The organism is Serratia sp. CY44782 (genome assembly GCF_052168715.1).
GTDB lineage: Bacteria > Pseudomonadota > Gammaproteobacteria > Enterobacterales > Enterobacteriaceae > Serratia > Serratia nevei.
Window position 1 is genome coordinate 1 of sequence record NZ_JBJNME010000029.1, and the last position, 1,912, is coordinate 1,912.

1 protein-coding gene is annotated in these 1,912 nt (G+C 65.8%); it reads left to right on the top strand.

Annotated elements, in window-relative coordinates:
- Window positions 1–1,912 (top strand): type I polyketide synthase (locus ACJ8HT_RS24075; protein WP_442520145.1); only part of this gene is annotated, 1,912 nt, incomplete at both ends.

Below are 1,912 nucleotides of genomic sequence, written 5' to 3' on the forward strand. Positions count from 1 at the left end.
GTGATCGGCAATGCGCTGGGCCGGGCGGTGCTTGAGCGGCTGCTGGCGTCGGGGCATGCGGGCACGGTGTGCGTGTCGCCGATCGACTGGGCGCGCACGGTGCTGGACATGCCGCTGGTATCGCGCTTCAAACTGCAGCGGCGGGAGCGCGCGGCCGTTGAACGGACGGCGGCCCGGCCGGCTCAGGATCTGCTGGCGCTGGTGCGCCGGGCGGCGGCCGAGGCGGTCGGCAGGCCGGTGGCGGATGATGAGCCGCTGATGGCCAGCGGGCTGGATTCGCTGAATGCCGTCATTCTGTCTCAGACGCTCAGCAAAGCGTTGGGCGTGTCGCTGGGCAGCGTGTTCGCACTCAACCACCCGAGCATTGCGGAGATGGCCGAGGCGCTGGCGGTGCAGGCCGCCGCCGGGGAGGGCAACGGTCGGCCGGAGCCTGCGGCGGTGGCGGCGGTGCGGCAGAGAACGGAAGAGCCGATCGCCATTATCGGCAGCGCCTGCCGGTTGCCGGGCGAGGTCTATTCGCCGGAAGAGTTCTGGCAGATGTTGCTGGCCGGCACGGACTGCGTCAGCGACATCCCGGCTTCCCGCTTTGATATCGACGAAGTGTACGATCCGGATCCGAATGCCGTCGGGCGCAGCTACACGCGCCGGGGCGCCTTCATGAGCGAAGTGGAAAGCTTCGACTATGAGTTCTTCAACGTTCCGCTTGCCGAAGCGCGCGTGATGGACCCTCAACAGCGTCTATTGCTGGAAGTGGCTTATGAAGCGTTTTACCACTCGGGATACGATCTCGATACGCTGCGTTCTCAATCGATTGGCGTTTTCGTCGGCCAGATGAACCATGACTGGGCACACATGCACGGCGATAACTTCCTGACGGATCCCTATTTTGGTGCGGGTTCGTCGTCATCCATCACCTCCAACCGCATGTCCTATCTGTTGGGGCTGACCGGGCCGAGCATGACGCTGGATACCGCCTGTTCTTCTTCTCTGGTGGCGGTCGATCTGGCGGTTGAGAAGCTGCGCAACGGCGTTTGTTCCGCTGCGCTGGTCGGCGGCGTGAACGTTATGTTAAGTCACCGTTCGTTTGTGGGCTGCAGCGCGTCAAAAATGCTGTCGCAGAAGGGGCGTTGCGCCACTTTTGACGAGGGTGCAGACGGCTATTGCCGCGGTGAAGGCGTCGGCGCGGTGGTGCTGAAGCGCCTCAGCGACGCAGAGGCCGCTGGCGACACCATTCTGGCGGTGATCCGCGGAACGGCGGTGAACCAGGACGGGCGCAGCGCTTCACTTACCGCGCCTAACGGTGGCGCGCAGGAAGCGGTAATCGAACAAGCGCTGGCGAAAGCCGGGCTGCGCGGCCAGGACGTGGACTACATCGAATGCCATGGCACCGGCACGCCGTTGGGCGATCCGATCGAGGTGGGCGCCCTGAAGAACGTGCTGGGCCGCCACCGCAGCAAGCCGGTGGTGCTGGGAGCGGTGAAGACCAATATCGGCCACCTGGAAGGGGCCGCCGGGGTCATCGGCCTGATCAAGGCGGTGGAAGTGTTGCGCCACCGCCAGGCGCCGGGCAACGTGCACTTCCGCACGCTGAACCCGAAAATCGATCTGGACGGTTTCGACGCCATCATTCCAACCTCACCGGTGCCGCTCGGCGGCAAGGGTCCGCTGGTCGCCGGGGTCTCCTCGTTCGGCTTCGGCGGCACCAATGCGCACGTGGTGCTGGAATCCTACGACCAGCCGTCAGGCAAGGCGCGCGCACGCCAGGATGCCTGGCTGTTTACCGGCCAGGGGGCGCTGCAGTCCGGCGCCGGCGCCGCGCTGTACGCGGCGGATCCGGTGTTCCGCGAGGCGCTGGAAGATTACGTCGCGCAGCTGGCGGCATGGGTGGACGCGCCGCTGCTGCAATGGTTGC